Source organism: Chloroflexota bacterium (genome assembly GCA_026389585.1).
In the GTDB taxonomy this organism is placed as follows: domain Bacteria; phylum Chloroflexota; class Dehalococcoidia; order UBA2247; family RBG-13-53-26; genus JAPLHP01.
Map to the genome: position 1 here is coordinate 55,069 of JAPLHP010000075.1, position 6,281 is coordinate 61,349.

Consider the following 6,281-nt stretch of genomic DNA (forward strand, 5'->3'; position numbering starts at 1 on the left):
CTGTCAACCCGACAATTGTTCGTTTAGAGGAGCATTATCAGAAACCCTTGAGGTGCACGACCTCTGAAAGTGAGCGGCGCGGGCTGCGGAACCTGTTTCCAGGATTGTTTGGGTCATTGGAGCCGAGCGCTATCCCAATGATGATTGACAGATCGTCAGGGATTTCCAAATGAGCCCGGATCAGATCGGGATAGGCCACCAGCATAACCGCCACTGCCGTATCCAGGCCATTGTCTCTGGCTGCCAGCATGATGCTCTGAGACAACGACCCGAGATCGAATACCGACCACGGAGTGAGGGCGCGATTCATGCATAGATAAATCACGACCGGAGCACCGAAGAATTTGTGGTTGGCCTGCATCATGGTCTTTCGCCCAGCACTGTCATCACGGGCAATCCCAAGGAGTTGCGAACGTCTGTCCATTAGATCCTCTGTACGCTTTTGCAAGGCAAGAGGCCATGATTGTGGGCGAGGAAGGTCCGGATGGCCTGCCGCTTGTTCTTGGAGATTCTTCAAATACGCTTGGCGCAATCGTTCCAGCACCTCACCGCTGGCAACGTAGATTTCCCAAGGCTGCGTGTTGGCCCACGAAGGGGCTCGCGTGGCGGCTTCGAGAATCTTCAGCACCGTCTCTTTGCTTACTGGGTCAGGTTTGAAAGCTCGGCAGCAGTATCGGGAATTGAGCGCATCAATAGTATTCATAGATAACCTCCCAATCGGCTTGATTCATTATGGCTGAGCTTTGGCGCTATTTTACTTCTCCTCCTGAAGAAGTGTCATCCTTTGTTGTGGCATTTGCTGACTTGTCCTTTAGCAAAGCTATGCCGAGAAGACCTATGGGGCTAAGCAGACCCCATAACACAAAAAGCCAATGTCTATTCTTCATGGATGTCCAGAGATAACAGCCCCACAATGTCAGACAGATACCCAGAAATCCTAGTAAGGGCAAAGCCCGGTAGTTTGTGTTGGCATAGTGCATATAGTAATACGACAGATATGTTACGACAAGCCCAAGCATTATCGAAACTGTTCTTAACAGAGCCTGACCTTTGTTAGTTGTCATCTTTCTCCGAGTGCGTTTCCGCCGATAAGGCCGATATGTCAGGGTGCAAGCACCACGTGACGGAAATCCTCTGGCATATTCTACCTCGTGTATATATGGTCGGCAAGGATGGGGCAGTTTGAAGGGGGGTGAAGCTATGCAGGCGCACTGCATGCCAGTAGTTCCAACCCTTGAGGTGCTACAATGATCGGGAACTGCCTGATATTGTCAAAGATGCCGTGGAGTGAGGAAGAATGAATAGGTCAAAGGTGGCCCTGGTAAGATGCGATACATACGATCAAAAGGCTGTGTATGAGGCTGTCCAGAAAGGATTGAACCTTATTGGGGGAGTCTCCAGCCTCGTGAAATCCGGCGAGAGAATCGTGATGAAACCGAACGTCCTCTATGGCACTAATCCTGAGAAGGGCGTATCAACGCATCCCTCAGTTTTGAGGGCGGTCGGGATGCTGCTCCAGGAAGCGGGCGCGAGCGTTTTCTACGGTGATTCTCCCAGTTTCGGAAGAGCTGAGAGCCACATGAAAAGAGCTGGCTTGAAGCAGGTTGCTGATGAGCTGGCAATCCAATTGGCCGATTTTGATAAAGGGAGGACTGTCAGCCACAAGGGTTCACTCTTGATTAAGAGCTTCGTGATTGCCAATGGAGTGTTGGACTCAGATGGCCTGGTCAATCTACCGAAGCTGAAGACTCACCCGCTCGTTCGATTCACGGGCGCTGTCAAGAACCAATTTGGATGTGTCCCCGGCCTTCTTAAGAGCCAATATCATGTGAAGTTGCCCGACCCATACGACTTCGCCACCATGCTGGTCGATTTGAATACGCTCGTAAGATCGCGTTTCTGCGTCATGGATGGCATTGTGGCCATGGAGGGGAATGGACCGAGAAGCGGGAAACTAAGAGAACTCAACGTCCTGTTGTTTTCCAGCGATCCAATAGCCCTGGATGCCATAGCTTGCAGAATCATGAACCTTGATCCAGAAGTCGTGCCAACATCAAAGTTGGGCGAAAAAGCGGGATTGGGAACCTACCACAGCGACAACATAGAACTTGTCGGCGAGAGGATAGATTCTTTCACGTGTGATGATTTCGATGTCATTCAGACTCCTCCCGACCACTGCAATAGAGGCAGGGTGAGAACCTTCATCAAGAACCGGCTGTGCGAAAGGCCAGCCATAAATAGAGTAAGGTGCACCAACTGTGGGACATGCGTCAAGATGTGTCCGGTCGAACCGAAAGCTGTGGACTGGCGCAAGGGTGACAAAACCAAGCTGCCGACGCATAGGTATGACCGTTGTATTCGTTGCTACTGCTGCCAGGAAGCCTGCCCGGAGGGGGCAGTCTTTGTAGAGAATACTCTATTGGGCAGAACCCTCTTCCGCGTTTGATATACCTGCCTGATTAGGTATGTAGACTCTCTATGGCTACCATTGAACGAAACAAGCGAATGTCAAAACTGTGACCACGTGGCTTGCCCAAATCCCCGATCGTTTCCTGGATTTGATATAATCGGACCGAGAACGGTGTGCCATGTGTGAGAGGACGTGATGGCCAAGATACTCGTCGGCACTTGCTCCTGGACTGATCCACTCTCCTGCTAAGTAGAAATACCTCTAACTCTCGAAAATCCGTTGGCCTGGGTGAGCACACCCCTGTGCGTGCCCCTGCAAAAATCCGTTGGCCTACAACCATGATTTGTTGCGACTTCCATCCCGTTTTCCCCTCACGACTGGTGCTGCCGAGCCAGGATTCGAACCTGAGCTAAGGGATCCAAAGTCCCCTGTGCTACCACTACACCACTCGGCACCGCTGATGTTTGGATTATAGCTAAAAACGTCATCTGGGGCAATTGGTGCCTTCGCTCAGGGTGACAAACCGCCCGAATGTCATTCCCGCGAAAGCGGGAATCCAGGGTCGTAGGGGTGGTTCGCGAACCGCCCCCCCCCGTGTCATTGCGAGGAGTCCCTCTTCAGAGGGACGACGAAGCAATCCCGGCCCTGAGCTATCAGCCATCCTTCCGCGGAAGGTTGTGTGGCTGTCGGGTCCCCGACCCGACGCGGTGTGGTGCGGTCAGACGAATGTGTGGATTGCCGCGCCTTCTCCTCGCTTGGCTTGGAGAAAGGCTCGCAATGACATGATGGGGCGTGCATGGTCGCTCCATCTTGTAGGGACTCTGTCCGAGGTCTGAAACTGGAGATTAGTGGACAGAGTCCCTACTGAGGGGTTTCTCCTCAACCCGCAGCGCGGGCATTTATGAGCCGTTCAGCATGATATAGCATGGTATAATGATCGCAAGCTTTGGACGAGGTTGGTGAGGTTGGTGAATTTGACTCAAATTCAGCTTTATGATACGACCCTGAGGGATGGGGCGCAGCAGGGCGGCATCTCCTTCTCTGCGGAGGACAAACTGAAGATTGCGCGGAAGCTGGACGAACTGGGGGTCCATTTCATTGAGGGTGGCTGGCCGGGCTCGAATCCCAAAGACGCAGAGTTCTTCGAGAGGGCCAGGGAGCTTTGCCTCTCCCAGGCAGTTCTGGCTTCGTTTGGCAGCACCAGGCGGCCGAACAGCAAAGCAAGCCATGACCCCAATCTTAATGCCCTGGTCAGCGCTGGAACCAGGGTGGCAACGCTGGTAGGCAAGAGCTGGGATGGTCAGGTGATCCGCGTCCTGGAGACGACGCTAGAGGAAAATCTGGCTATGATCACTGACTCGATAGATTACCTCAAGTCGAAGGGGTTGAGGGTCTTCCTTGACGCCGAGCACTTCTTTGATGGCTACAAATCGAATCCTGAATATGCATTGCAGACAATTAAGGCGGCTGACAGGGCGGGGGCAGATTGCGTTGTCCTCTGTGATACCAACGGTGGTTCGCTCCCTCATGAGGTAGCTTCGATAGTTCAAGCGGCGCGAAGGGAGGTAGCCTGCCCCCTCGGAATCCATGCCCACAACGATGGTGAGCTGGCGGTGGCGAATAGCCTGACGGCCGTGCTGGCCGGGGCCGTCCAGGTTCAGGGAACGATCAATGGCTATGGGGAACGCTGTGGCAACGCTAACCTCTGTTCCATTATCCCGGCTCTGGAGCGCAAGATGGGCGTGTCTTGTCTGGGTGATGAGAGACTGAGGAAACTGACCGAAGTCTCCCGCTTTGTAAGCGAGCTGGCCAATCTGCGGCCCTTTCCAAGGCAGCCCTATGTTGGGACAAGGGCCTTTGCCCACAAGGCCGGGCTCCATGTCTCGGGGATGAGCAAATGGGAGGAGAGCTATCAGCATATCGATCCCGAGCTAGTGGGCAACCGGAGTGATGTGCTGGTCTCGGAGCTCTCCGGCGTAAGCAATATCGTTCATAAGGCTAAGGAGCTGGGGTTGCTGCTTTCCCGTGGTGAAGAAGCGCGCCGTATTCTGGAGCATGTCAAGCTGATGGAAAGCCGCGGCTTTCAGTATGAGGAGGCCGAGGCCTCATTTGAATTGCTGGTGCATCGGGCCCAGCCGGATTATGTACCTCCCTTTGAGCTGGTCGATTTTATGGTGGTGGTGGAGAGCCGGCGGCGCCCTGCCGCCAGCGGTGGGGAGATACTGGCGGAAGCCACAGTCAAGGTAAAGGTAGGTGGGGAGGTGATCCACACGGCCTCCGAGGGGGATGGGCCGGTGAATGCCCTGGACATGGCGCTGCGCAAGGCACTTGCCTGGTTCTATCCCGGCGTAGCCAGGGTCAAGCTGGTGGACTACAAGGTTCGCATTCTTGATGAGAGCGCGGGCACCGAGTCCCAGGTGAGGGTGCTGATTGAATCCGGCGATGGTGAGCATCAGTGGAGAACAGTGGGCAGCTCCACCAATATCATCGAGGCGAGCTGGCTGGCGCTGGCTGACAGCCTGGAATACTGGCTGATCCAGAAGGCGAAGGGTCTCCCCTCAGTAGGGACAGACCTTTAGGTCTGTCCCTACTGGGCTTTAGATACCAAGTCCGAAGCAATCCCCTCTCCCTTTGATGGGAGAGGGCTGGGGTGAGGGTGATGTTTTCCCCTCCCTCTACCTCCCTCCCGCCAGGGGAGGGAGAACGGGTGGATTCCCGCTCCCCGTTTGCACGAGGACAAGCTTCGCGGTAATGACATGACGCGGCGTGCATGGTCGCTCCAGAAGAGCGAGTCTTGAGACAGCCTCAGGGATGACATTTGGCAGGTGTCACAAAATTGTCACAATTGAATTGAGCGCGTAGGGGCGCGAAGCGCCCCCTGCAATCGTGTGGTCATTCCCACGGTCAGGTCGTCCCTCCGCAGAGGGAGGGCACTCACACAGGGAATACAGAAAGACGGTGGGAGGCCTGCAGCCTGGAAAGCAGCCTGGAAAGCTGTTGTTGTCCAGCGAAAATGTCACCCTAATTGTTCAGCGAATTTGTCACCCCTTGTCATAAAAGGCTTTGTAAGATCTGCGCCATGGATGATGCGGACCTGGCTTGTGTCCCTTACTGCGGAGCAGGCCTTTGACCATGACGTCAGATGTTGGCCTGTTGGACCGCAGTTGGCCGCTATCGGGTGGTGCCTCCGTAGTAGGCAAGAGCTGTCCCTTGTAGTACACGGCTAAGGTGCCATCAAACCTCTCATGCACCGTTATCCTGGCTCGAGCGTAGCTGGCTCTGTCTATCCCCGGCTGGATTTGCAGGCGACGGCATTTGAAGCGCGCCACGTTGTCCGAGCCGACGGTGCGTTGATACTTGAGGCAGAAGACCTCTTCGGGGATAAAGCCTGGTGGGGTTGGCCTATAGGCTGATCCAGGCTGACTGGCTGGTACCATGAAGCGGTGGTTGTAGCGCGGCAAGAAGTCTGCCATTACCTGGTTGGCTTGAGCCTTGTTCTGTGCTCCGGCCAATCTGAGTTCCGATACCAGCCTGTCCTGGAAGGTGCCCCACAGCCTCTCTATCCGCCCTCTGCCCTGCGGTGAGTTCGATGGCATGGAGGTGATGCCCAACTCGCCCAGCAGGCGGCCAAACTGTGTCGGCTCCCTTTCGCCCAGCAGTTGCTCCTCCAGGGACTCCTTCTGCCTGGGTGCTGTCTCGAATATGCTGTGGCGGTCCCGGTAAATGGCCAGGGGTATACCATGAGCGGCCACTATGTGTTCCAGCATCCGGAAGTAACCCTGGGTATCCTCTTCGAACCTGAAGAGAGCATAGGGCACCTCACCCGTGGCATCATCTATGGCACCTACCAGGGTTAGCTCTGGGCCTCTGC

General features: G+C 55.0%; 4 protein-coding genes and 1 tRNA gene. 2 read left to right on the top strand and 3 right to left on the bottom strand.

Annotated features, from left to right (window positions below; translation table 11 throughout):
- Positions 1 to 37: 37 nt before the first annotated feature.
- The gene (locus NTZ04_06595) at positions 38 to 703 is read right to left on the bottom strand and encodes a nitroreductase (GenBank protein MCX5991977.1); all 666 of its coding nucleotides are present in this window, start codon (positions 701 to 703) and stop codon (positions 38 to 40) included.
- A 594-nt stretch (positions 704 to 1,297) separates the two neighbouring features.
- Between NTZ04_06595 and NTZ04_06600 the strand changes: the two genes are divergently transcribed.
- Positions 1,298 to 2,446, top strand: a complete 1,149-nt coding sequence (locus NTZ04_06600; GenBank protein MCX5991978.1) for a DUF362 domain-containing protein — start codon at positions 1,298 to 1,300, stop codon at positions 2,444 to 2,446.
- 347 nt (positions 2,447 to 2,793) lie between these two features.
- Here NTZ04_06600 and NTZ04_06605 read toward each other — a convergent pair.
- Positions 2,794 to 2,864, bottom strand: a tRNA-Gln gene (locus NTZ04_06605).
- A 520-nt stretch (positions 2,865 to 3,384) separates the two neighbouring features.
- Between NTZ04_06605 and cimA the strand changes: the two genes are divergently transcribed.
- Positions 3,385 to 4,989: a citramalate synthase gene (cimA, locus tag NTZ04_06610; protein MCX5991979.1), complete on the top strand. Its 1,605-nt coding sequence runs from the start codon at positions 3,385 to 3,387 to the stop codon at positions 4,987 to 4,989.
- Between the two features lie 462 nt (positions 4,990 to 5,451).
- Here the strand turns inward: cimA and NTZ04_06615 are convergent.
- Positions 5,452 to 6,281 (bottom strand): integrase (locus NTZ04_06615; protein ID MCX5991980.1); only part of this gene is annotated, 830 nt, incomplete at its 5' end.

Excerpts from the sequence above, each read along its gene's own strand:
- NTZ04_06595 (MCX5991977.1), bottom strand. The coding sequence starts at position 703 with ATGAATACTATTGATGCGCTCAATTCCCGATACTGCTGCCGAGCTTTC.
- NTZ04_06600 (MCX5991978.1), top strand. The coding sequence starts at position 1,298 with ATGAATAGGTCAAAGGTGGCCCTGGTAAGATGCGATACATACGATCAA.